Source organism: Halogeometricum borinquense DSM 11551 (assembly GCF_000172995.2).
GTDB lineage: Archaea > Halobacteriota > Halobacteria > Halobacteriales > Haloferacaceae > Halogeometricum > Halogeometricum borinquense.
The window spans coordinates 168,799-192,108 of the sequence record NC_014731.1 but is presented as its reverse complement, the minus strand read 5'-3'; the positions used below and the strand labels follow the sequence as shown (position 1 = coordinate 192,108).

Below are 23,310 nucleotides of genomic sequence, written 5' to 3'. Positions count from 1 at the left end.
CTCAGTTCGTCAGCGCTCCGTTGCTGGCCGCGCAGTTGTTCGGGCCGAGTTCGAGTTCGAACGCTTTCTCATCGTCCAGTGATTCCAGACCGAGGTTGGTGGCGATTATCTCCTCGTAGTTCGCCGGGCGCGGCGGCATATCCGCGACGATAAACTCGATAAACTCGTCTTCGTCCATCGCCAGCGCGTCCATCGTCTCTGTCAGCGTCCCGAGTTCGGCAGTGTACGTTGCATCGTCGTTCGGCGTGGCCGCATCGCTGAAGTGAGCGGGCGCGACCACCGTCTCGTCGGGAAGTGGGAGAACCTTCTCGGTGAGACTCGTGTAGAGCGTCCGTGCCGCGTCTGTTGCGGCCTCGGGGTCTTCGAGGTCCGGGCGGGCGACGCTCTCGGTGAACAAGCCGTCACCGGTGAAAAGCACGTCTCCAACTTTGTACGCAGTCATACCCGACGTGTGTCCGGGAGTGTGAATCACTTCGATATCGACGTTCCCGACAGAGAGCGTGTCGCCGTCGGCTACTTGCTCGAACGGAACGTCGTACTCGACGCCGCGTGCAACGGCGGGGGCCGGAAGAACTGCCGTCGCGTCTGTCTGTTCTGAGAGCGTCCGGATGCCCGAGATGTGGTCGGCGTGAACGTGTGTATCAAGTGCGTACGTGAGGTCGGTTCCGAGCGCGCGGGCGTCCTGCACGTACTCGTCGGTGAACGCACGAAGCGGGTCGATGACGGCCGCTTCGCCATCGGACGCGACGAGATAGGCCAGACAACCGCTCGACGGTCGCCGGTACTGGGCGACGGTGGCCGCAACGTCCACGTCGAGTTCGTCGTACTCGTAGATACGCGCCCATCCCTTCATGCCGCGTTCGAGATGGTTCACGTCGAAGCCCTCCTCCTGAATCGATTCGGCGATCATCTCGCTGGAACCACCCTTCGCACAGAGAACTGTGATGGTCCGGTCCTCGGGCAATTGCGCGAGTAAATCGTCCGGAATACCGTCAAGTAGTTCGAAGTACGGATAGTTCAGCGACTCCACGTTGGGACCCTCGATGTGCCACTCATCGAAGTTATCTGCCGAGCGGACATCAAGGATGAACGCACCGTCGCCGTCCGAAATCTGTGCGTTCAGTTGTTCGGGCGTAATCGACTCGACCGAGTTCTCCGTCTCGGATTGCGTTCCTTCCATCGTCACTCCCACCTATCCGGCCGTCTCAAATAAGGCTTTGCATAGTAATTCAAATCCTCTACAATACCACTATAGCAAGACAGATACCGGATAGCCCGAAGACCGAGCGAGATAAACCGGCTATAGCCCACATAATATCCAGCATCTACAGTAATGTGAGGGTTTAGAAATACTACCGACACACTTTTGTCTATGCCACCGATATTGTGCGTTAAGTTCAACACCATGAACGACACCGAGATCACCGACACACTCGACGTGAAGGGAGAAAACTGCCCGATGCCGGTCGTCAAGACCAAACAAGGAATAGACGAACTCACCGCAGGCGACGTATTAGAGGTCGTTGCGACCGATTCCGGGAGCATGAGCGACATCGCGGGATGGGCCGACACCACCGACGGCGTCGAGTTGCTCGACCAGAGCGAGGGCGACGGCGTGTACACCCACTACGTGCAGAAGACGGAGTAGAGGATGAGCACAGATACGACATCGACGCCCGCGGGCGACGGCGACCAGCCGAGTCGGTCAGAACTCGCCGCGCGCGTCGCTGAACTCGAAGACAGACTCGCCGCAGTGGAGTCAGACACCGATGACGACGGGCCACCCAAGATGTCAATTATCGCCACGAAAGGGACGCTGGACATGGCGTACCCGCCGCTTATCCTCGCCAGCACGGCGGCCGCGTTCGGCTACGAGGTGACCGTATTCCACACGTTCTGGGGGCTCGATATCCTCCACGAGGAGCGCTCGAAGGACCTGAAACTGAGTTCGGTCGGTAATCCCAATATGCCGATGCCGAACGCCCTCGGTGCGCTTCCGGGCATGGACCGACTCACAACCGAGATGATGAAAAAACGCATCCGCGACAACGACACCGCCTCCATCGAGGAACTCATCCAGACGTCGCTCGATTTGGGCGTCGAGTTCCAAGCCTGCCAGATGACCATCGACTTGATGGGATACGACGAGGACGATTTCTTCTCCGGCGTCACCACGGGCGTCGGAGCGGCGACGGCGATTCAGGACATGGCCGACGCCGACGTGCAACTGATGATCTAATAGGAGACCGCCAACAAACCGGTTTTGTGGTGTCTGAGGCCGATATCGGATCGATTGCGAACCGCCTCGGGGTTACAGAGAGATCTGGAGTTCGCGTATCCAGCACATCGCAGAGCGATTTGTGAGACCCCGAGGCACTCGCCTTGTTTCTTCTGTAGACCACGACCGCGGCGCGAGTCGCCACGACGATTTCGACGGACTGGTCGAACGACTCGGCTCACCCTGACCGAGTCAGTTATCGAACTCCTCGATCGTCAGTTCCCCATCCACGAGGTGGTTCACACTCCCGTTCTCACCCACGGCGGCCGGTCGCTCTATCGCCGCTCGGACGAACGAAATACCCCGTTCGACGGCCGTCGAAAGGTCATCGCCACGTGCGAGGCGGGCGGCGATTGCGCTCGACAGCGTACACCCGGACCCGTGTGTCGTCTCCGTGTCGATTCGGGGGGAAGCGAACGTCTGGCTCCCGTCCTGTGTGACGAGAATATCCCGAATTTCGTCGCCGTTCTCGGCGACGTGGCCGCCTTTGAACAAGACAGCATCGGCACCCCACTCGAAGAACTGCGATGCGGCGGCGTCGCGTGCGTCGTCCGAGTCGGGCCACTCGCCCGTCAGTTCCTCTGTCTCGTCGGCGTTCGGCGTGACCAACGTCGCCTGTGCAAACAGGTCAGTGTAGGCGTCGATGGCGTCCAATTCGAGGAGTCTATCGCCCGACGCGGCAACCATCACAGGATCGATGACGACGGCCCCATCATAGGCATCGAGGCAGTCGTCCACAGTTCTGACAGCGTCGGCGGTGGCGAGCATCCCTAGTTTCACCGCGCCGATATCGAAATCGTCGTGGACGGCATCGAACTGCGCGCGAATCTCCTCGGATGGGAGGACGTGCGTCGAACGAACACCCCGGGTGTTCTGCGAGGTGACGCCGACGATGACGGATCCGCCGTAGACGCCGAGGCGAGTCATCGTCTTCAGGTCAGCCTGAATGCCCGCGCCGCCGCCCGAGTCACCGGACGCGATGGTGAGCGCGTACGGCGGGGTCTGTGGGTCGGGTCGGATCATCGAAAGTGCATCCCTCCGTTGACGTTCAGAATCTCTCCGTGTGTGAACGAACTGTCGAGAAGGTAGGTGACAGACTGAGCGACCTCCTCGGGCGCACAGGCGTACGTTGGCAGGTGCGTATCGACGTTTTCGTGACCGAGGAACGCGGTGGACTCCAAGTAATCGACGATAGTACCGTTCATCGATGTTTCTACCGGACCGGGTGCGAGGGCGTTTACGCGGACGCCATCGGGACCGACTTCTCGCGCGAGCGCGCGGACAAGCCCGTGTAGTCCTGACTTGCTCGCGGCGTAACTCGTATCGACGGTGCCAGCGGTCCCGCCGACGCTAGAGAGGAACACGAGCGATCCACTGGATTCACGGAGAGCAGGGAGGAAGGCCCGAGCGACGCGAGCGGACCCGATGAGGTTCGTCTCGATAACGCGTGACCACTGATCGTCCGTCGACTGTTCGAGAAGTTCAGGTTCAACGATGCCAACAGTGTGGACCACACCATCAACCGTGTCCAGCGTCGCCGTTGCCTCCTCAGCGAACGCCTCCACGGAGTCTGCATCGGTCACGTCCAACTGGAGTGCTTGTGTCGTCGCCGTTTCGGCGTCTGTGTCGGCGACGAGTTCCGACGCGCCATCCTCGTCTCGGTGGTACGAGAACACCACGTCCGACTCGCGCTTGCGTTCGACGACAGCGCGGCCAATTCCACCCGTGCCACCAGTAACGACGAGTCCCATCAGTTCGTCACCACCTGTTCGATACGCGAGTCAGCATCCGGACGGTCAACGCCACCGAGTCCGGACACTGCATCAAGGAAGGTGACCTTGTAACTCGCCGGACCCGCGTACGTTCCGAACTGTTCGTCGGCCGCTGCTTCACCTGCGAGGCCGAAGGCCAGTGTCCCGGCCAGCGCTGCGTCCCGGACGCTATCCATCACACCGGCGAACGTGGCGAGAGTCACGCCGAGCATGCACCCGGTACCGACGACATTGCCCATCATCTCGTGGCCGGCGTGTACCTCAAACGCCTCGTCGGCCGTCGCCACCACGTCTGTCTCGCCGGAGGCGACAACGACGGCACCCGTCTGTCGAGCGCACGCCACCGCTGTCTCCGCAATTTCGGCGTATTCGCCGACGGATTCGACCCCCCGAACCTCGGCGTCTTCACCGACAAGAGCGCTTATCTCACCGTAGTTGCCGTTGAGAACGTCAACGTCGAGTTCGGTGACGAGACGGTCTGCGACCCGGTTCCGTGTCGGTGTTGCACCGACGCCGACAGGGTCTACGACGAGCGGGACGCCATGGTCGTTCGCTGAGCGACCCGCAGCGACCATCGCCGCTTCGCCGCCCTCGCTCACCGTGCCCATATTGAGTAGACACGCCTGCGCGCCCGCGACCATGTCACCGACTTCGCGCTCGTCGTCGGACATAACCGGTAGACCACCCCAATAGAGCGTCACGTCGGCCACGTCTCCTACGGTCACGTTGTTCGTCACGGAGTTGACGAGAGGCTTAGTGGACCGAATCGCCGAGAGCGTCTCATCGAGATTCACACCGAGCGTCATACGGTGGTCCTCCCGTTCTCGACCGCCTGACGGAGTTGCTGCGTCGCCGCCGCGGGGTCATCGGCATCGGTGATAGTCGTAACGACGGCCACGCCTGCTGCACCCGCGTTGACGACTTCGGTCGCGTTGTCCGCGTTGATCCCGCCGATACCAACAATCGGAATATCGACCGTCTCAGCGATCTCCGCAATCGTCTCGGTTCCGATTTCGGCTTCGCCCTCGTTGACATCCTTCGTATCAGTGGCGAAGACCGCACCGACGCCGAGGTAATCTGCACCGGCGCGTTCGGCTTCGCTAGCGGCCTCGGGTGTCGAGACGGATCGACCGATAATCGCCTCCTCACCGAGATGGTCACGCGCGACTGACACAGGCAAGTCGTCGTCACCGAGGTGGACGCCGTCCGCATCGACGGCCGCAGCGATGTCAACGCGGTCATTCACTACGAACGGAATATCCGCCTCGCGGGTGAGCGCTCGGAGTTCCTTTCCGAGTTCGTAGCGCTCCCGCGCACTCGTGTGCTTCTCGCGCATCTGGACGATATCGACGCCGCCTTCGATAGCGGCACGAACGATACTTCCCGTTCCCCGTCCCCGAGAACGGTCTCCTTGAGTCACGAGATACGTCCGCATCGGAATATTCATCAGTTGTATAGACTGGTGTTTGTCGGCAAAACGCTGTCGGAACAGGCGACGGAGAAGCGACCGATAGCAAGAGACGAGTGACGCGGAAGCGGCCGATAACAATCAGTCGTCGAGGTACGCTCGAATCCGGTCGTCGTCGATAGCGTCAAGGAGGCGCTCAGCACCCAGAGAGTCGACGAGCTGCTCAGTTCCCGCGTCGGTTCGGCGGGCGATCTCCTCGTCCGTCGCGTACTTTGCTTTTCGTTCGTCGATATACTCCTCGCGCACGCGTTCGATATGTGAAGGGTCGTACTGGCCGCCGTCGTCGGGGGCGAAATGCTCGTCGAAGAGTTCGCGCCATCTGTCTCTATCTCGCCACTCCTCGGTCAGCGTAGACTCCTTGCGTACCCAGTCGTAGTACGCCGCCACGGCGTCCCAATACCCGTCATTTCGTCGGGCATCCGCGAGTAGACGCCTACCGACGCGGGCACCGTGACCGGCGGCGATAATCGCTTGGTCCTCCACATCCGAGATGGGTCCCGCAACGTAGAGGCCGTCTACGGGTGTGCTTCCGTCGGCATCGGAGAATGAAGGGTCGAGTTCCATTCCGCCGTGGCCGTCCGGTTGGAGCAGTTCCTCGTCCAGTCCGTCAAGGTAGTCGGCATCGTACTTCGTCGCCGCAACGACGCGCGGCGCGCGAACCACCGTCCCATCCTGCGTCTCGATGCGAAATTCGTCTCCCTCGCGTTCGACGGACGACACGAGTTCTGGGACGATTGTACATCCGGCGGCCTCGACGTGGTCGTGCATCAGCGTGTAGAACGCGTCGATGTCGATACCACCCGGGAAGCCGAGGTAGTTCTCCAGATAGCCGCAGTGTCGAAGTGATGACCGACCGCGGTCGAAGACGACCGTATCGAATCCGTATCGCGCGGCGAAGACGGCCGCCGAACACCCTGCCGGGCCGCCGCCGACAACGACGACATCGTGTGCGTCTTGCGTCGAACCTGCGTTTTCGTTTGACATTATTTTTAGGCTTGCCTAATTATTCATAACTCCACCGGTCGCGGTCGGGAAATCACGAAGAGAAAGTGGGTCACGGAAGTGAGACAGACGGCGTCCAGATGGTGGTGAGACAAACGTCCCTTTGCGCCTACAACGGGATTATGCTCCCAAACACCGATGTATGGAGTATGAACACGACCCGACGAACACTTCTCAGTTCCTGCGGCATCGGCACAGTAGCACTCCTTACCGGGTGCCTCGGCGAAGGTAACGGTGATGCAAACGGCGGCGACGAAACCGACGATGAAACCGAGGGCGACAGCGACACGTCTCCAACAGAGACCGGTGGCCCGGAACTTTCCATCGTTTCGACGGACGAACTCCCCGACGCACCTGTCCGCCCTGCAATCGAAGTAACACAAAAGACGGCGACAGAGAGCCAGCCGCCGGGACTCAAAGCCACCGTGACGAACGAGAGCGACCGGACCTTAACCCTTGGAGAGGGCCGCGCTATCGTCTTTGCGTACCGAAACGATACGGCTAACAACCTGATGCTCCTCCCTGCCGGGAGTGACTATCCCGTCGAAGCGGGGTGCTGGCGGCTCACCGAGGGCATCGCCATTACCGAAGAGTACCGGATGGTAACGCTCGAACCGGGCGAATCCGCGAGCCAAGTACTCGAACTGTACGGCGCGCCCGACACGGACGCGTGCCTTCCCACCGGAACGTTCCGCTTCGAGTCGCCGTACTCGGTCAGAGACGAATCGGGCGAGGAGGAGACGGCGTCGTTCACGTGGGGATTCGATATCTCACTAGAGTAAGAGCGGTCAACAACGAGAAAAGAGACACTCAGCAACGGACGCTGATTCACACGGTCGCCGATTCGACTACCTTGCGCGACGGCACCGCCGCCTGTACACCCTCGCGTTCGGTCGAGACCGCGCCCGCGACGGTCGCCAGTCGAACCGCCTGTTCGAGGTCCGACCCGGCCGCGAGTTCCGCCCCGAGGAAACCGGCGAACACGTCGCCCGCGCCGGTCGTATCTATCGGTTCGACCGACGGCGATGGAACAGTAAATCGGTCCTCACCCTCCACGACGACGCCTTCCGCTCCACGAGTTCTGACGACAATACCGTCGAACGCTTCGATATCGTCCCGAAGCGTCTCGTACTCTCCCCGATTCGGCGTCACCACGTCCACGCAGTCGTGTGTGAGAATCGTCGTCGCATCCGCGGCAGGTGCAGGGTCGTAGACGACCGTCGGGCGATTATCACGTTCGGCGAGGTGATCAAGCGCGGCACGAACCGTCTCAGCCGGGAGTTCGTTCTGTACGAGTAAGCAGTCGGCGCTGGTGAGAGACCCGACGTGCCGTTCGACGTACGCGTCGTCTACGCGGCCGTTCGCTCCAGCGAGGATAGCGATGTAGTTCTCACCGGTCTCGTCTACGGCGACGTACGCCGCGCCGGTCGGCCCGTCGGTCGATTCGACCTCGGTCACATCGACTCCCCGTTTCGAGAGCGTCGTACGGACCTCGTACTCGGATTCGTCCTCGCCAACCATTCCTAAAAGCGAAGTATCGGCACCGGCGGCCGCCGCCGCGACTGCCTGATTCGCGCCCTTGCCACCGAGGTATCGCTCGTCGTACGCTTGAGCGAGGGAGTCGGGAAACGACTCCACTCGCACTGTCTCGCCCGGCGACGGGAACCAGTCGTATGACGCCGCCGTCGAGCGAATCCACTCCGTAGACGTGTATCCGACGTGATCGACGTTGATGCTCCCGAGACTCACGACACGGCCCATACTCCCACGTAGCGGGCCGCCGATAAGACCCTTCGGCGTTCGATCCGTGACGAGTGATCGCCTAACGGGGGGTACAGTTATCAGAATTCGGAGAGAGTTCTAAATGCAATGTCACTTTTGGAAGGCAAGACGGCAGTCATCACGGGCAGTTCCGGCGGCATCGGTCGCGGTATCGCGCGAACGTTCGCTGACCACGGAGCGTCAGTGGTCGTTGCCGACATCAGTGAAGAGCCTCGCGAGGGCGGCACGCCGACGCACGAACTCCTGCAGGAGGAAGGTGCGGAGTCGATGTACGTCGAGTGTGACGTGAGCGATTACGACGATTGCGTAGCCGCCGTCGAGGCGGCCGATGAGTTCGGCGGTATCGACGTGATGGTGAACAACGCGGGTATCGTCGGTCCACAGGACCCACTCGTGGATATCGACTTAGAAGACTACCGTAACCTGATTTCGATCAACCTCGATGGCGTGGTCCACGGGTCGAAGGCGGCCGCGTTGGCGATGCTCGAACAAGGAGTACACGGAAGTATCGTCAACATGTCAAGCGTCGCCGGAATAACCGGCTTCGGTGGAATCACCCCGTACTCCGCCGCGAAGGGCGGCGTCCGCTCGTTCACTTACGCACTTGCGAGCGAACTCGGTCCTGACGGAATCCGCGTGAACGCAGTCCATCCCGGCATCATCGAAACGACGATGACGACGGAAGACTCGCCCTTCGTCGGAACCGAGCAGGAAGAAAAGATGCTGCCGACGATTCCGCTCCGCCGCGTCGGCCAACCTGAAGACGTGGCAGGTGTCGTCACGTTCCTCGCCAGCGACTTGGCCTCCTACGTCACTGCTGAGTCGGTCATTGTTGACGGCGGCCAACTGAACACCCAATAAAAGAGCCGACAGACGGAGGGAGACAACAACGAGAATCTCGCAGTGGGGCCGATGCGGCGAACGCGGCCCGTACCCAGTGGGGTTAAACGGTACGACGGGAAAACCCCCGTATGAGCAGACGCGTCATTATCGACACCGACACGGCGGGCGACGACTCGATGGCGATTCTCATGGCCGCACTGGCCGACTCTATCGACGTCGAAGCGCTCACCATCGTCGCCGGTAACGTCGAATTCGACTACGAAGTCGAGAACGCGAAGTACACGCTGGAAGTTGCTGACGCGACTGATATTCCGGTCTACGAAGGCGCTCGGAAACCACTCGTCAAAGACCACGAACACGCCGACCAAGTTCACGGCGAGGGTGGACTCGGCGGAAATCTCTTTCCCGAGACGGGGATTCCGTCTGCCGATCAGCACGGTGCGAACGCCATCGTCGAACGCGTCCGCGAATCACCCGGTGAGATTACGCTCGTCTGCATCGGTCCGTTGACCAACATCGCCCTCGCGCTCCGCCTCGAACCGAACCTGAACGAACTGGTAGACGAGGTGTGGGTGATGGGCGGCGCGGTCAACACCCTCGGCAACGACACTCCCTCGGCCGAGTTCAACTTCTGGGTAGACCCCGAGGCCGCGAGTGTCGTCGTAGACGAACTGGATGTGACGCTTGTCGATTGGGATCTCTCGCTCCGACAGGGGCGGTTCGACGCCGAGATGCTAGCCGAGATTGAGGCGGCCGAGACGAAGTATGCGGACTTTTTCACCACCATCTCCGAACGCGCCCGCGAGTTCGCCCGCGAACAGTACGGCGAGGTGAGCACCACCCAACCCGACTCACTGGCGATGGCGTGCGTACTCGAACCCGAACTCATCACCGAGTCCAACGAGTACTACGTAGACGTGGACGAACGAGAGGGGATGACCCGTGGATACAGCCTCGTGGACGAACGCGGCGTCACCGACAACGAACCGAACGCGAACATCGTCGAGACGATAGACGAGGAAGTCTTCGAGACGATGTTCCTCGACATGATGCAGTACGGTAATCCCGAACGGTCGTTGTAGCGCTGTCTGTTCTAGTTTTACTAGCAAAACTGTCTTTAATATCTTTGAGAAGACGGCCGAATGACTGTTGCGTATCGAGCGAATAGAGTATCCGTGACAGTTCCCGTACCGAACATAGACGAGTTAGACCTGACCGAGGAACCGGTAGACCCGCGTCCGTACTCTGATCTCGTTGCTGCGCTCATGGAGATTCGCTCCTGTTCGAGGCCGGACGCCGAAACGTGGGTGGACCGGGTCGGGGACGAAAAAGCGGAGCGTGTTATCCGAGCACGATGGCTTAAATCCGATTTTAAGTACTGAGATGACCGTATTTGACCGCATTAACAGAGAAGGGGATTTATTAGCTCCCGAAACAAGCATCGGCCATGCTTAGCCGTCTCACAGAGGGCAAAAGCTCCAAGGGCACCTCTTCGGACGGTTGGCGCGAAGCGTCCGTCGAGCGAGTTCTCTGTCTCTTTGATGCGGAGATACCCGTCGATAATCAGTTCGTACAGGTCGCCGCGACGCTCGCTGACGGCGGCCGATTCGTCGTCCCCGTTGACAATACCACCGCCGCTCAAGCACTGAAGCCCGAATCGGCCGACGTATCGGTCGAGTACGAGACGCGCTTTCTCGAACGTCCAGCAACGATAACGACCGAATGGGTCCAAGACGTGGTGAACCGCTTCGACATCACCACGATTTTCGACATCCGCGACCACCGGTCCACCCTCGGTGGCGGCGAATTCGCGTTGACGACGGAAAGCAACCACGTCACAGTGACACCCGGCAACGAAGTCGCGAGTCTCTCATCCTGTCTCGTACCAGTGGCACGAGGACCACATCTCGATACGACGCTCAACATCGCACGCGTTATCGGCGAAACACACGACGCGTGGATTGATTTCTTTCATGTCGTCGATAACGACGAATCACGTAGTGAGACTGATGCACTATTCGAGTACTGCACAAATCACTTGGGCGACTTCGACGAGTTCGACACCTGGCGCTACGAGGGGTGGTCACCCGCCCAAGCAATCGTTGACCAGTCTTCGTACTACGATGCGACGGTGATCGCCGCACCCCAAAAGAGTCGCCTCCGAGAGTTCGTCGATGGTTCGACGACCGAAGTGGTCCAATCGCTCTGTGAGAACACTGTCGTTACCGTCCGAAGCGGTGATGTAGACGCTTCTCGACTCGACCGCTGGCTGGGCGAACTGCTCGCGCCGAAAAACTGATCGAGTCTCAATGCCCAAACGCCTCCGAGAGGCATCACCGACGAGAGTCGGTGCGAAGTGAAGGCGCTCGAACTGGCTCACAGAAGTTCCACACAGGGGGACTTATTGATATATGATCTAACACGATAGAGGAGCTTATCTGTCGGTAGTGACAAAGAATAGTCATTAAGATGCGAATACCTCCAATCAAATCGGCCCAGACAGTCGCACGGCGAGTGTGCAGGATATCTCGTCAGACTGTCGAAACGGATAGTCTCCCCATCGTACGATGCACACGGTAGTTTCAGTGCAGGTCTCCAATCGATGACATCCCCACTATCACGGCGACAGTTCCTATCGCGGTCGACTGCGGTCGGTGCCGGTACCGTCGTCGCTGCCAGCGGTCTAGCGAGCGGCGAATCATCAGCGACACAGACACGGGATGACAGCCTCGAATCGGTTGTCAGCGACGCTGCCGAGCGTGCCCTGTCGAACTACGACGCTGGCGGCTTGACAGTCGCCGTCGTCAAGGACGGGGAAGTCGCGCTCACAGAGGGATACGGACACGCGTACCAAAGCGAATCAGTCCCAGTCAAACCCGACGAGACGCTCTTTCGCGTCGGATCGGTGTCGAAAGTCGCCACGTGGACGGCCGCGATGCAACTCGTGGACCGAGACAAAGTCGAGGTAGACGCACCGGTCAACGACTCCCTCGACGCCGTCGAAATCCCGCAGACGTACGACGAACCCATCACGCTCGAACATCTCGCAACCCACACACCCGGATTCGAACTTCGCGGATGGGGCGACACGGTCAACAAACCACAATACGTCCGCCCGTTAGCCGAATCTGTTTCGACGAACGTACCGGGGCGGGTCAGACCACCCGGTGAACTCTGCCAGTACACCAACTATGCCGCCGCACTCGCGGGGCAGTTGGTCGCTGACGTGAGCGGACAGCAGTTTGGATCGTACGTCACAAAGCACGTGTTCGAACCGCTCGGGATGACGAACAGTACGTTCCGACCGGCACCGTCGAAACTTGTCCCGGCCAGCGGAAAGGCCGTCAAGGATACGGTGAGTTTCTACTCCGACGTTGCTCCGGCATCCGGACTGCACACGACCGGAAACGACATGGCGCGTCTGCTACAGGCCCACCTGAACGACGGCGTCGTAGACGGCGAGCGAATCCTCTCTGCGGACGCTGTCGAAGAGATGCACAAGCAGTGGTACACGCCGCACGAGCGATTCGACGGGATGGCATTCGGTCTGTTCGAGGAGTCCCGTGGCGACACCCGACTAGTGGGACACAGCGGTGCAGTGATGGATTTCGCCTGCGAATTTTCGCTGATTCCCGAGGACGGCACCGGGTTGTTCGTCGTCGCCCACGGTACCGAGGCGTCGAGCGCCAATAATGAGGTAGTCGATGTATTGCTCGAACGGTTCGCACCGGTCGAGACGGACGAAAAACAGCTCACCCCTTCGGGAATGCCGGAACGTGCGGATGAACTCGGCGGGCGCTATCGCTCCGTGAGCGTGACCGACAAGACCGCCAAGGACAAAGCCATCTTCGGCTACCTCAAGCGACAACCGGTAGATGTCCGTGTCGCTGACGACGGCCGCGTCATCACCGAACAGGGCGACAGCGTAGACGAGTGGGTCGAAATCGAACCGCTCCTGTTCGAACACGTCGAAAAAGACGAGAAAATACTGTTCAGAACCGAGGACGGGGAAATAACGCATCTGTTGCAGGGACTCGGTGCATACGAACAGATCGGATATCTCCAGCAGTTGTCCGTGCAGGGCTGGCTCGCGGCCGTGGCGACGGTGACCACACTAACCGGGCTACTATGGTGGCCTGCAGCGCGAGCATGGCGTCACGTCCGTGGCGGCACAGCACCGCCACCGTCGGCAACACGGGCGCGATGGACCGCCGCGGCCGGGATCGGTGGGCTGGTACTGTTCGTGGCTGCGCTAGCGGCGAGTTCCATTGTCGTGTCGGGGATGGACCGTCCGACGCTGTACAACCGGCCACCTGCGTGGTTCGACGCTGTGTTCGTCGTGCCGACCGTCGGCGCAATTGTGACGCTCGTGGCAGCCGGGTTCGGCGCACGAGCGTGGTACGACGGGGAGTGGTCGCTCGTGTCCCGCGTCCACTACAGCCTCGTCGTCGCCGCGACTGGTGTCATCTACTGGCTGTTGCACTACTGGAACCTGCTCGCGGTCTGACGGCGGTTACTTTCCGTCGTCCAGAATTTCGACGATACCGCGCGTTCCGTCGATGCGAACACGTTGCCCCGTTTGGATACGATCTGTTGCCTCTGCGACCGAGACGACGGCGGGCAGACCGTACTCGCGGGCAACGAGCGCACCGTGGCTGATACGGCCGCCGACCTCAACAACCATTCCAGCGGCGTTCAAGAACAGCGGCGTCCACCCGGGGTCGGACGACGGCGCGACGAGAATCTCGCCTCGTTCGACCGTCGCCTCGGTCGGATCGAAGACGACGCGTGCAACGCCTTCAACGACACCGGATGAGACGCCAGTTCCGACGAGCGCATCCGCAGGGAGTCCGCTCCGATCAGGTTCGATGCGGGGAATCTCGCCTTCACTCGTCTGCACGGGTGGTGCGTCCATCTGTGCGTGGCGGTGGAACTCCGCTCGGCGCGCGTCGATGTCCACGTTGAGAGCGTCGTCGTTCGATATGTCGCCGTCGAGTGTGTCCCCATCGGATGTGTCGCCGTCGGGTTCACCGCCGCCGAGCGCATCGAACAACTCCGTTCGCCGAAGGAACCACACGTCGTCGGCGTCCGTGAGGACACCGCGAGCGGAGAGCGTTTTCCCGGCCTGCAGATACGCCTCGCGCCACGCGTCGAACAGGTGTGCGATTCCGTGCTTCGGATACTCCCGTATCTGGATGTACGCGCGATACCGCCGAATCAGCCGGCGGACAATTCTCGCTCTGATCGGGCCGAGGAGGCCATGGTTCGCTCGTTTTGCGAGCCTATCGACCGCCGCCTCCGCTTCGTCAGTGAGTCGCCGGAGTCGGTCACGGTGCTCGCCTGCCTCTTCGGTAGCGAGGTTGGCCCGAATCGCGCCGAGAAGTGTCGCGGGGTCCTCGTGCCACCGCGGACGGCTCAAGTCGAGTTCGCCCGTCGCACGATGACCGAATTCATCGAGATAGGCGTCGAACGCCTCGGCGAACGTGTCGCCGCCGTCAACGGCGCTCACCTCATCAATCGGCTTCCCGTCACGGATTGCGTCAGCCACCTCAGGATGGGTGCGGGCAACGTCAGCAAGGTCACCGAGTCCGAGGTTGAGTCGCGTGACGAGTTCACGCTCGAATCCTTTGCCGATAGCGTCCACATCCTCTCTCGCATCGGGGAACCGGCGCTGAAGCCACCCGCCGATGACGAACGCCGCGATGAGTGGGCCGATTCGCGGATAGACGTCGGCGAGTAACTCCGGAATAGACAGCGAACGCGACGCGGCGCGCGCCCGAGCATCGGGAGTCGGTTGTTCACGAACACCCGCCGCTAGCCGTGTTCCGACTGCGACGAACCGCTGTTCGTGCCGCTCCGGGGGAGTCGGTTCGCCGACGAACGACGCGAGAAAACTCACCAACGTGGCCGGGAGAACCGACCCGAGGAGCTTCGCAGTCGTCCACGCAACCTGAGCGAGAACGGGAAGTCTCGAAGGCGACGGGAGTTCAGGACGGAACGCCTCGGGCCGCCGCGCCAACAAGTCACGAAGCCCCGCAGCAACCGGTTCGTTCACCGCTTCGAGTCTGTTTACGACCACATCGCGGAGAAGCGGGAGACGGAGTATCGGCGTGAAGTCCATGAAGATGCGGCCGCCCGCTTCGGCGGCGAACGTCGATGCCGTCGGATCCAGTCCGAACGCATCTAGAATCGTGTTCGCGTAGCCGATCCACACGTCGCGGACGAGTGGCGGCAACGCCTCGGGGAACGCCTGCATGTGTCCCATGCTCACGTAAACGTGCAGTCGGTCGTCCGACGGTTCCGGCGTCGGTGTCGGAAAGAGCGACGATATCGGCCGTGCCTGCAGGACGACGAACTCCCCATCCACGAGTGCCCACTCGATATCCTGTGGCCGGTCGAACAGCGTCTCAACTCGGTCACCGAGAGCGACGAGCGTTTTGACCTGTGCTGTGCGGAGGACACGCGCATTGCTGTCGGTGTCAAGTTCGACTGCCTCTGTGCCGCCATCGTCGTGCGGCCGGATCGAAACGGCCTTCGTTCCGACGCGGTACGAGCGTATTTCGGTCGTCGGCCGGTCTACGCGAACGGCGTCCGGTTCCACGTCGCCGGCGACAACCGATTCGCCGAGGCCGAAATTCGCTTCGATGACAGCGACAGTCCGATTTCCCGAGTCGGGATCGGCGGTGAATAAGACACCCGCGGCGTCGGCGTCAACCATCTCCTGTACGACGACTGCGTTGGCTACCGTTCGGTGCGAAATACCGTTTTTCGTCCGGTAGCTGACAGCGCGGTCGGTGAACAGACTCGCCATGCAGTCGCGCACGGCTTCGATCACGGCGTCGATGCCGCAAACGTTGAGATACGAGTCATGCTGTCCCGCGAACGAGGCATGTGGAAGGTCCTCTGCTGTCGCGGACGACCGGATCGCGTAGGGTGTCTCCTCGTCCAGTGTCTCAGTAAGTTTGTCTCGTATCACGTCCGCAATCGGCCTGTCTCGAAGGTGATTCCGAAGTTCGGCGGCGAGATCCGTCGCTTCCTCCATCTCTTTTTTGTCCAAACTGTCCAATCTCTCAAAGAGAGTTTTGCTAGTTTTATCTGATGAGAGCACACGGTACGTTTCCGTCGTTATACACAGAGCCGGAGGGGTGGAAACGCCCGCATCAACGAGACGGGCGAGGTTCGCACCTTTTCCGCCGACGAGTGCGGGGTCGGTGATCGACCCATCGAGCGGAACGACGAACTGGCTTGTGGAACTGGACACGTGAATCCGCCTGAGTAAACTATGAGTGAGCGAGTCAATGGCATTTTCGCTGGTTACAATCAGTTGACTGAACGAAACAGAAAGACGAAAGCGGAGATGAGGCGGGGCGAGACAGAATGAGCGGAGAGAAGACGAAACTCCATCCCACCCGATACGTACTGATTGATTGACCCCGGCAACGTATGTACCGGAAGCGATGGACCACATCGAATTCGTGTACACGCTCGGGATGACAGACGAAGAGATAGAGAAGCGTCTCCAAACGGAGACTGCAGGAGTGTTATCGCTGGCAGACGAGGGAAGGGCGTACGGCGTGCCCGTCTCCCACCACTACGACGGCGAGTCGCTGTTCTTCCGACTCGGAGACGACGACCACAGCAAGAAACTGGAATTCGTGGAGACGACGAAAGAAGCGTGTTTCGTTCTCTTCGGCGTTGATGGAGACGACTCGTGGAGCATCCTCGTGACAGGAACGCTCAGCGAACTGTCCGGTGACGAACGCAAAGAGTTCGATGCCGCCACGATCAATGACTGGTTCGGGTCGTTCCGTGTGTTCGATGAAGCCATCGACGAAATCGAACTCACGCTGTTCGAGATGGAGATCTCGTCAGTCACGGGACGGAAAACGGGCAAGTAAGTCGGTAGGCAAAACGACCAAAACTAGCAAAACGTTCGTGCGTGAGCCATGAATCGCTGCGGTTAGCGACGGATGCCGTTCGGACAGCAATATCCTCAGATCGAGGGTATGACTGATCTATTTGCTCGGTTACAACGAAGACAAGACAGCAAAACTGGCAAAAACAACTTTGTCGGAAAGTATAAGTTTTGATGGACAAGCCGTGCAGTATGACCGGTCCAGCAAAACTCTGTATCTCGAACCAGAAGGGCGGCGTCGGGAAGACGACAATCGCCATCAACGTCGCAGGTGCGATAAACGAACGAGGACACGACGTTTTGTTCGTTGATTTGGACCCCCAGGGGAACGCGACGGAAAATCTCGGGCTGATGGAGGCCTACGACGACGAACCGCCGACGTTGTTCGACTGCCTCACGGACCCAGAGATGCGAGAGTCAGTGACCGAGATAGTTCGAGAACACGAGGAGATGGACGTTATCCCCTCGAACATCGACATGACCGCCGCTGAACCGGAACTGACGCTCTCGCGTCGGAGCGGCGAACAACTGTCGTTGGTCCTCCGAGAACTCGAAGACGACTACGACTATGTCATCGTGGATTGCCCGCCGAATCTCGGTAATCTGATGGATAACGCCCTCTTTGCCACCCAGAACGTCCTCATCCCCGCCCTCGCAGAATCCACGTCGAAGCGTGCGTTCGAACTGCTGTTCGACCACGTAGACGCGTTGGAGTACGACTACGAGATAGAGATCAAGGACCGAGGCGTCGTCATCAACCGCATCGACGTTCGGAAAAAGCAAGCCCGCGAGATGGTCGATTGGATAAACGCCGCATTCGACGACGTGCCGGTATGGCAGATACGCGAACGGGCAGATGTACAGAAAGCACTGGATGCAGGCGTGTCGCTTCTCGAATTCAATCCCGAATGTGACATGTGCGAGGTGTTCCGCGATATTGCCGCCGGCCTCGACGAGCAGTTCGATCTGGAGGCGGTGGAGGTCGAAGCATGAGCGGAGAAGACCGTGCAGACCGACTCCGGCGACGACGGCAACGCGCTCGGGATCGAGCCCGGACGGACGAGAGCAACGAGACAGAAGAGACGGATAAGAGCGAAGAGACGGACAAAACGGGAGAATCAGCAAAGACAGCAGAGGCAGCAGAGACAGCAAAACTGGACGAGACAGCAAAGACAGAAGAAACGGCAGAGAAAAAAGAGACTGAAGCGACGGACGAGACCGACGAACCGAAGGAATCCGTCAAAGATGTGCAAAAGCCGACGTATATGTACCTCCCACACTCGGTTCGTCGGGACTTAGATCGGGCGTACTCGATGCTGAAAGCCGAGTACGAGTACGAGTATCAGGAAGGATTCGAGAAGAACCGGCACTTCTACCCACTCGTCGTCTCACTGGGACTGGAAGCCATCGAAGAACTCGATCCGGAAGACGTTCGCGCCCGCCTCAACGAAAACCAATAAGCTACAAAAATCGGAAACCCTAGAGTCCCAGCAAAGCTAGAAAATCCAGCAAAGCTAGCAAAACGAGTTTGGAAGCTTCTGCGGTCTTGATCAGGCATACGAGAAGTTCCCGGTTTGATCGTCAGCAACAGGATTGAATAGCAAGATAGTACGGCGGTCAGTGACGAACGAGACAGAAGAGATAGCCGAGGTAGAAAAGACAGATAGCACAACAGAGATAACCAAGAGAACAATAACGGATTGGCGGCACTGTCTAGTTAGTGACCTCCTCAACCGGCGTACGTCCGTTGAGCGATTGATGCGGTCGTTGAAAGTTATAGTATTGCGCAAATTGTATGAACCACTCGCGGACGCTTCCGTGACTGCCCACCCACGAATTATGGAAGCGGTCGACTCGCATTTTGAGGGTATGAAACCATTTTTCGATGAGGTTTCGCTCGACGTAGTCAAGCCGACCGCTCAATCCTAATCGAGAGAGGGCAGTCTGATAGCCATAGCCATCAACCAGAAACACAGCATCTGAGAGATCATGTTTCTCGGAAAGTCGATGGAGAAACGCAGCAGCCGGATCGGTACCATGCCGTCCAAACAACTCGACATCGAGAATCAGCTTCGTCTCGATGTCTATTGCGGCGTACAACCAAGACCACTCACCGTTGATTTTGACAGCGGTCTCATCAACCGCAACCCGCTTCGGCGTTGCCTCAGGCGGGTTGTGACCGCTGTCAGCCAGTCGATGTACCCACTGCCAAACAGCTTGATGAGAGCGTTCAACGCCGAGTATTCGAAGAATTTCTTTTGTCTCTCTAAGCGAACACCCGGTCGCGTGGAGCTGGACGGCGAACACCCTGACGGGTGTCGCCGTCCGCTCACGCTCCCAAGTTTCTTCATAATCCGTCTCAAAGCACTCGCTGAGCAGGTCTGCGAGCATCTTGACCAACTAACTCAACGACCTGCTCGTTCCTCAAACTGGCTTAACTAGACAGTGCCGGATTGGCGATCCAATAGAGCCAATATAGAAAAACTATATTTTCTGGTTTTGCTAGCAAAGATAGCAAAGAGAACAAAGGTAGCAAATTTAAGAGATGCTCAAAAAGCGACCAGACCACCTCAGAAGTAGTATCAACAGTGAGAACGAAGAATCGGCTTTTTAACGAGGGTCATCGAACAGGTAGGCGTGATAGTAGGGGGGCACACAGACGACGTGGCGTATCTCTGCGCGGACGGGTCCGTAAGACAGGGCTACCGCCTCGAAGACGCGCGACCACTTCGGACTCTCGGGCGGATCCAGTACGCGTGGGACCGAACAACCGATGACGAACAGGTGCGAGAGTACGTCACCAGCGCTGGGTTTCTGGTCCGTGACGGACAGATGGTTGCCGCGAATGTCGCCGCGACACTCCACTTCGAACGAGTTCTCGGCACGGAACAGATAGAGGAGTTCGCCGAAGCGTGCGAGACGCGCGCCGAAGAGATCACCTCCGAAGCGGCGGCACAGTGTAGCCCGGCGAGACTTCGCGCACACGCCGCCGACGCCGTCGAGTTTGTTAACAATGCGGCCCGAGGAGCGGCCGAACACCGGTACTGGGACTGGGATCGCGCTCAAACACCCATTGGTCGGAACGGTCGATTCGTCCAGTCACTTCCGGACGGGTTCCATATCGAACTCCGAGACGCTCTCAAAGCCGAATTCGACTGGGCCTCCCATGCAGATGCGACGGTCCTTGCCAACATCACGCCGAAACAAGTTCGTGCAGTCGTCCGATTCCAACGGGGAGATCAAAAACAACCGACCACACCGGACGACGTGAGCGACGAGATGTCCGAGGCAGTCAGGCCGGCGGGCGGAGACGACCAGACGAGTTCTGACGCCGAACAGTGGTTGTGCGAACCCGACATTACGTTCGACGACGTGGCCGCGATGCATGAGGTGAAAGATCGACTCCAGCAGACGGTGTTGAACCCGCTTCGGGACCCAGACCTGTTCGAAGAATACGGTCTTGGAACCATCAACGGAATCCTGCTTCACGGTCCGCCGGGAACGGGGAAAACGTACGTCAGTCGCGCTCTCGCTGGCGAACTTGGCAGGCCGTTCCTTCGAATCACCCCGGCAAACGTGACGAGCAAGTTCGTCGGCAAGAGTGCGGACAACGTCGCCAAAGTGTTCGAGGTCGCTCGAAAACACCAGCCGAGCATCGTCTTTATCGATGAACTCGACGCTCTCGGAACCGACCGAAGTGCGACGCACAACACGCAGAGCGAACGGCAGATGCAGAACCAACTCCTGATGGAGTTGGCCGAACTGGAAGCAGACGATGTTGTCGTCATCGGCGCAACGAACAAACTCGACGAGTTAGACGAGGCACTCACCCGGACAGGTCGCTTCGACGAGTGGATAGCCGTCCCGCTTCCGAACGCCGAATCGAGGTTGTCGATGCTGTTACATCACCTCCAAGAACGACCAACTGACATCGATGAGGGCGATCTAGGCGAGTTCGCCACATTGACCGACGGTTTCAGTGCAAGCGACATCGAGTCGATTGCGAACGAGGCGGCGAGGCGAGCTATCGAGGAAACGTACGATACGGGAACTCGACAGCCAATCGCCGCTCGCCACCTCCGCTCCGCTATCGAAGCGACGGACTCGTACAGCGACCGAACCGGAGAGAAACCGGAGAACCAAAACAACACAAACAGCGATACTGACTCCGACGAGTTCGACAGACATCCCCAGATGTCGCTGTGAACGGCTGTATCGGCCGCCTTCCTACTAAAGATTCTACTGAACGGTGAATCGGAACCGGCAATTCTGGGACCAATAGTGAAACTAGCAAAACTAGGAAAGAAAGTTTTGCTAGGAAAAACAGCAGAGAGGAAAAAGACAGAGAGGGAGAAACGACGGAAACGTGGGGTGGGGTGGAGTGGGGTGGGGTGAGGGGGAGTAAAGGTTGCGGGCAGGTGAGACGTGTCAGAATTGCGGGCAAGTGGGGCGTATCAGAACGAATCGAGCGACGCGTTTTCGGACTCGGCTTCGCCCACCACGAACTGATCGTCATCCATCGCTGTCTGGTGGACGATATCCAAGTCGTGGTCAGGTTGGAGACGGGCATAGATGGTGATACCGCCCGCCCGTCCGAGATTCTGCTTACGGAGTTCGAGGATATCGAGGAAGGCGAGTCGTCGCACGAAGTCTCGAACGCGACGATCCGACCGGGTAGAAGTTCCGGTCGCCTCACAGAGTTTGGTGTACGTCTCGATTATCTGTGCCATCGAGAATTCATCATCGTCTGTGCCCTTATGTAGGGCAGTTACCGCCGAGAGGACGAGTTTTTTCTGGACGGTCAACCCGCCGATGAGATCACGGAAACGATCTTTCTCGGCCTCCATCTTCGCATCCTCGACGTGATCGCGGGTGACTGTATCCGATCCGTCGCGCTGAGCAAGCATTCCCGCGTTTCGAAGCACGTCGATAGCCTGACGGGCGTCGCCATGATCTTGGGCCGCATATGCGGCACAGAGTGGGATCACATCGTCCGAAAGAACTCCCTCACGGAATGCATCCCGCCGGTGACCTAGTATCGCGCGGAGTTGGTTCGCGTCGTAGGAGTGGAAGTTGAGTTCGCGCGGTTGTAGCGACGATTTGACTCGGTCGTTGAGATCCTCAGCCCACCGAACCTTGTTGCTGATAGCAATGAGACCGATTCGACAGCCCGTCTTCCCCGTCTCGACCGCCCGGGAGAGAGACATGAGAATCTGGTCGTCGGGGTGCATGTCTGCCTCGTCAAGGATGATGATGACGACATCGTACAGTTTGTCGAGAATGGTGTAGAGTCGCGTGTAGTACGCCGCTTTTGCGAGGCCCGTCTCGGGAACGCGAATGTCAGTCTCTGATTCGTCGTTCAGCGTTCGGGCAATAGTCGAGATCGCCTGCGTCTCGGTATCGTCAGTCGAGCAGTCCACGTAGACAGTTCCGATTCGAACGTCACCGGCATTGGATTTGGCAGCCTTCGCCACGTGTTTTGCGACGAGGCTCTTTCCCGTCCCCGTCTCGCCGTACAGGATAACGTTCTCAGGAGAGTCGCCGTTGACCGCCGACCGGAGTTCCGTCGAAAGGGCACGAATTTCGTCGTCACGACCGACGATTCGTTCCGGACTCGGGACGTGTTCAACTTCCACCAATGACTTGTTCCTGAAGATTGGGTCCTCCTGTGCGAAAATTTCCGCAGCGATGTCCTGTGACCCCTCTTTGTCCATAGGGGATGGTGAGACTCATAGAACTTAAAACCACCTTCGATTCACCCCCGGATTTCCGACGTTATATCCGATCTCAAAACACTCAAAGTGCCGTATTCAGGCTTCTCATTTTCAATGATAGGTTAACCGCATTTCCGACGTTTCAACACACCCACCCCACGTTTCCGTCGTTGTGAGTAACAAGAGGAGGGAACTAAATTATTGAGATAGTTATTGAGGTAGAATTGATATTTCTCAGTCGGACTCATCTGTTTCTCACTCATGTTTCTCACTCGTTCCAATCAGACCCGTACCATTCACTCAACAGTGTTTTCCAATCGAATCCCCCGTCTGACACCCCACATTTCCGTCGTTCTCTCCGATTCGCTACTTCTCCCGCGACCTAACCTCCCACACTCTCAACTCGGAGTAGTGGATGTCCTCGGTCTTATTCGACCCACCCACCCCGCATTTCCGTCGTTCTTTGCTGATCAGAAGGCAAGACACTCGGGATACATAGAGAACCTCCTGAACACACCCACCCCACGTTTCCGTCG

22 protein-coding genes are annotated in these 23,310 nt (G+C 59.1%); 12 read left to right on the top strand and 10 right to left on the bottom strand.

Annotated features, from left to right (window positions below; all coding sequences use genetic code 11):
- Position 1: 1 nt before the first annotated feature.
- Positions 2–1,180 carry an MBL fold metallo-hydrolase gene (locus HBOR_RS16670; RefSeq protein ID WP_006054637.1) on the bottom strand — a complete coding sequence of 393 codons (1,179 nt, stop codon included), beginning with the start codon at positions 1,178–1,180 and terminating at the stop codon, positions 2–4.
- A 225-nt stretch (positions 1,181–1,405) separates the two neighbouring features.
- Here HBOR_RS16670 and HBOR_RS16665 point away from each other — a divergent pair, with 225 nt between their 5' ends.
- Positions 1,406–1,648 carry a sulfurtransferase TusA family protein gene (locus tag HBOR_RS16665; protein WP_006054638.1) on the top strand — a complete coding sequence of 81 codons (243 nt, stop codon included), beginning with the start codon at positions 1,406–1,408 and terminating at the stop codon, positions 1,646–1,648.
- Between the two features lie 3 nt (positions 1,649–1,651).
- Complete coding sequence (locus HBOR_RS16660) at positions 1,652–2,239, top strand: DsrE/DsrF/DrsH-like family protein (RefSeq protein ID WP_006054639.1); 588 nt, start codon at positions 1,652–1,654, stop codon at positions 2,237–2,239.
- Positions 2,240–2,470: 231 nt separating this feature from the next.
- Here HBOR_RS16660 and thiD read toward each other — a convergent pair whose 3' ends face one another.
- From thiD to HBOR_RS16635, 5 genes are all read right to left on the bottom strand, one after another.
- Positions 2,471–3,301 (bottom strand): bifunctional hydroxymethylpyrimidine kinase/phosphomethylpyrimidine kinase, encoded by an 831-nt coding sequence (gene thiD / locus HBOR_RS16655; RefSeq protein WP_006054640.1) that lies wholly within the window; start codon positions 3,299–3,301, stop codon positions 2,471–2,473.
- The gene (locus tag HBOR_RS16650; protein ID WP_006054641.1) at positions 3,298–4,029 is read right to left on the bottom strand and encodes an SDR family NAD(P)-dependent oxidoreductase; all 732 of its coding nucleotides are present in this window, start codon (positions 4,027–4,029) and stop codon (positions 3,298–3,300) included. Before HBOR_RS16650 ends, thiD begins: the two co-directional genes overlap by 4 nt.
- Positions 4,029–4,856 (bottom strand): hydroxyethylthiazole kinase, encoded by an 828-nt coding sequence (gene thiM / locus HBOR_RS16645; protein ID WP_006054643.1) that lies wholly within the window; start codon positions 4,854–4,856, stop codon positions 4,029–4,031. Before thiM ends, HBOR_RS16650 begins: the two co-directional genes overlap by 1 nt.
- Positions 4,853–5,497 carry a thiamine phosphate synthase gene (gene thiE / locus HBOR_RS16640; protein ID WP_006054644.1) on the bottom strand — a complete coding sequence of 215 codons (645 nt, stop codon included), beginning with the start codon at positions 5,495–5,497 and terminating at the stop codon, positions 4,853–4,855. Before thiE ends, thiM begins: the two co-directional genes overlap by 4 nt.
- A gap of 102 nt (positions 5,498–5,599) precedes the next feature.
- Positions 5,600–6,502 (bottom strand): FAD-dependent oxidoreductase, encoded by a 903-nt coding sequence (locus HBOR_RS16635; protein WP_006054645.1) that lies wholly within the window; start codon positions 6,500–6,502, stop codon positions 5,600–5,602.
- A 167-nt stretch (positions 6,503–6,669) separates the two neighbouring features.
- Here HBOR_RS16635 and HBOR_RS16630 point away from each other — a divergent pair, with 167 nt between their 5' ends.
- Positions 6,670–7,302, top strand: a complete 633-nt coding sequence (locus HBOR_RS16630; protein WP_013440769.1) for a hypothetical protein — start codon at positions 6,670–6,672, stop codon at positions 7,300–7,302.
- Positions 7,303–7,348: 46 nt separating this feature from the next.
- Here the strand turns inward: HBOR_RS16630 and HBOR_RS16625 are convergent, their stop codons facing one another.
- On the bottom strand, positions 7,349–8,281 hold the full coding sequence (locus HBOR_RS16625) for a PfkB family carbohydrate kinase (RefSeq protein ID WP_006054647.1): 933 nt from the start codon (positions 8,279–8,281) through the stop codon (positions 7,349–7,351).
- A 108-nt stretch (positions 8,282–8,389) separates the two neighbouring features.
- Here HBOR_RS16625 and HBOR_RS16620 point away from each other — a divergent pair, with 108 nt between their 5' ends.
- The 5 genes from HBOR_RS16620 to HBOR_RS16600 all read left to right on the top strand — a co-directional run bounded on the left by HBOR_RS16620 (position 8,390) and on the right by HBOR_RS16600 (position 13,652).
- Entirely contained in the window at positions 8,390–9,163 is a 774-nt protein-coding gene (locus HBOR_RS16620) for an SDR family oxidoreductase (protein WP_006054648.1), read from the top strand.
- A gap of 110 nt (positions 9,164–9,273) precedes the next feature.
- Complete coding sequence (locus HBOR_RS16615) at positions 9,274–10,227, top strand: nucleoside hydrolase (protein WP_006054649.1); 954 nt, start codon at positions 9,274–9,276, stop codon at positions 10,225–10,227.
- A gap of 93 nt (positions 10,228–10,320) precedes the next feature.
- Positions 10,321–10,527 carry a hypothetical protein gene (locus HBOR_RS16610; protein ID WP_013440768.1) on the top strand — a complete coding sequence of 69 codons (207 nt, stop codon included), beginning with the start codon at positions 10,321–10,323 and terminating at the stop codon, positions 10,525–10,527.
- A 65-nt stretch (positions 10,528–10,592) separates the two neighbouring features.
- Positions 10,593–11,444, top strand: a complete 852-nt coding sequence (locus tag HBOR_RS16605) for a universal stress protein (RefSeq protein ID WP_006054651.1) — start codon at positions 10,593–10,595, stop codon at positions 11,442–11,444.
- 303 nt (positions 11,445–11,747) lie between these two features.
- Positions 11,748–13,652 carry a serine hydrolase domain-containing protein gene (locus tag HBOR_RS16600; protein ID WP_006054652.1) on the top strand — a complete coding sequence of 635 codons (1,905 nt, stop codon included), beginning with the start codon at positions 11,748–11,750 and terminating at the stop codon, positions 13,650–13,652.
- Between the two features lie 6 nt (positions 13,653–13,658).
- Here the strand turns inward: HBOR_RS16600 and HBOR_RS16595 are convergent, their stop codons facing one another.
- Positions 13,659–16,406, bottom strand: coding sequence for a PEP/pyruvate-binding domain-containing protein (locus HBOR_RS16595; RefSeq protein WP_006054653.1), 2,748 nt, complete (start codon positions 16,404–16,406; stop codon positions 13,659–13,661).
- 196 nt (positions 16,407–16,602) lie between these two features.
- On the opposite strand from HBOR_RS16595, the gene HBOR_RS16590 reads away from it, so the two are divergent.
- The 3 genes from HBOR_RS16590 to HBOR_RS16580 all read left to right on the top strand — a co-directional run bounded on the left by HBOR_RS16590 (position 16,603) and on the right by HBOR_RS16580 (position 18,520).
- Positions 16,603–17,043 carry a pyridoxamine 5'-phosphate oxidase family protein gene (locus HBOR_RS16590; protein WP_006054654.1) on the top strand — a complete coding sequence of 147 codons (441 nt, stop codon included), beginning with the start codon at positions 16,603–16,605 and terminating at the stop codon, positions 17,041–17,043.
- Between the two features lie 209 nt (positions 17,044–17,252).
- Positions 17,253–18,053 (top strand): ParA family protein, encoded by an 801-nt coding sequence (locus tag HBOR_RS16585; RefSeq protein ID WP_049890677.1) that lies wholly within the window; start codon positions 17,253–17,255, stop codon positions 18,051–18,053.
- Entirely contained in the window at positions 18,050–18,520 is a 471-nt protein-coding gene (locus tag HBOR_RS16580; protein WP_006054656.1) for a hypothetical protein, read from the top strand. The genes HBOR_RS16585 and HBOR_RS16580 overlap by 4 nt, the downstream gene beginning before the upstream one ends.
- Before the next feature lie 253 nt (positions 18,521–18,773).
- Here the strand turns inward: HBOR_RS16580 and HBOR_RS16575 are convergent, their stop codons facing one another.
- Positions 18,774–19,451 (bottom strand): IS6-like element ISHbo1 family transposase, encoded by a 678-nt coding sequence (locus tag HBOR_RS16575; protein ID WP_013440732.1) that lies wholly within the window; start codon positions 19,449–19,451, stop codon positions 18,774–18,776.
- 246 nt (positions 19,452–19,697) lie between these two features.
- Here HBOR_RS16575 and HBOR_RS16570 point away from each other — a divergent pair, with 246 nt between their 5' ends.
- A complete protein-coding gene (locus tag HBOR_RS16570; RefSeq protein ID WP_241432323.1) occupies positions 19,698–21,266 on the top strand; it encodes an ATP-binding protein in 1,569 nt (522 codons plus the stop codon).
- Positions 21,267–21,514: 248 nt separating this feature from the next.
- On the opposite strand, the gene HBOR_RS16565 is transcribed toward HBOR_RS16570, so the two are convergent.
- Entirely contained in the window at positions 21,515–22,774 is a 1,260-nt protein-coding gene (locus HBOR_RS16565; RefSeq protein WP_006054659.1) for a Cdc6/Cdc18 family protein, read from the bottom strand.
- Positions 22,775–23,310: the final 536 nt, after the last annotated feature.